The organism is Rhodococcus sp. EPR-147 (genome assembly GCF_001647185.1).
Classification (GTDB): Bacteria; Actinomycetota; Actinomycetes; order Mycobacteriales; family Mycobacteriaceae; genus Rhodococcoides.
Genome location: NZ_LVCU01000251.1, coordinates 1 through 1381 on the forward strand (window position 1 = coordinate 1; position 1381 = coordinate 1381).

The 1381-nt window shown below is 58.6% G+C and carries 1 protein-coding gene; it reads right to left on the minus strand.

Annotated features, from left to right (window positions below):
* Positions 1–285: 285 nt before the first annotated feature.
* The coding region (locus A2J02_RS28235; protein WP_231911444.1) for a tellurite resistance TerB family protein at positions 286–1381 on the minus strand (1096 nt) is incomplete at its 5' end.

Genomic DNA, 1381 nt, shown 5'->3' on the forward strand with positions numbered 1-1381 from the left:
ATAATGAGCAAGACCCTGAGTGTGGTGCGAGGTGTCGTCTAAGAGGCGCATGTGCGCGTGGTTGCGCCTGCCGTGCGTTAGCCGTGCGGCTGGGGGGACATCCGATGAAGGGTCCGCGATCTTTTCCCAAATGCCCGGCTCAAGCGCCAATCTCGATCGTGACTGCAGGGGCAGGGTGGGTGGGGAGGTGCAATTTGGCTAGCGCTGACATTTTACGTCGCCGTCGAACCTACCCCGCAGTGTTCCTCAGCCGGACTGCGCGCCACCGCTGGTGCGAGTTGACCGTCAGTCGACTTGTGAGTGGCCTTCTCGTCGGTGTCGCCAGACCTCAATCTTTGATATTGTGGCGCGCTCAGCGCGGTTCGGGGCTCCGTCAACGCTTGCCACTTCATTCGCGAGTTCGAGAATGTCGGCGAAACCTCCACTCTCCGCGGCAAATTGTTCCCAAACCTCATCCTCGGATACGTCAACCAGCTGCGCGAACTGATCATCTACGATTTTATGTTGATCCCCGATAATCGTTACAAGGTGCCGTATCAAGAGGGCTTCATCATCGGAGATCTCTCCATCGGCCTTAATCACTAACCACGCGACCCACAATGCCAAGCGGGGATGCTTCGAGCGCGTCGAGAGACGAGTTGCGAGCTCGAGGACTCGGGCCTCATTGCGGAAAACGGCGCGTGCGTGGCGTCCTGAAACCTGCGTCGCGTATCGGTTCAGGACGACAGACAGCGGTACCCCGACCAGCGGTATGCCGATCTTAATGACATTGCGTTGCAGGAGAAACTTCCCGACGATTGGCAAGCTCTTGGCCGCGCTCAGCACGCCTCTGGCATAAAAACGTTTGACAAGAGGGCGAATCGCGACGGGGACAATTTTGACGACTCCCTCGCGCGCCACCTCTCCACCCTTGATGGTGAAGGCCACCCGTATGAGCTTCCATAGGTCATCCGGGTCGTCTAGATCGAGCGGCACGCGGTAGAGAACGGCTACGTCGTAGGCAAGTCGCAGCTGAAGCTGCGTGATATACGCAACGTCAACCATCACAGTTGCAATTGCAGCTGGCACCGTCGCGGGGGATGCCCCGCCGAGAGACCCAATTGTCGCAGCAATGGTCGCGGTGTACGCGCTGGCAGACAGGCCGCCCTCGATCGCTGCGTAGCGTGAAGCCATTTTGATCCGCTGATCGACAATTGCGTCCGCGGGGACGCCTTTGTATTTGGCTTGAAAATACTGCCAGTCCACCTTCTCGGAGTAGGCGCTGAGGGAGTGCGACAGCAACTTCGTGAACCAGCCGCCCGTTTTGATGTCGTCGCCGCTCAACTGTTTGACAAAGTTGTGAACCTCAGACCGATCACGCTCAACCCGGTGGCGCTCTTCC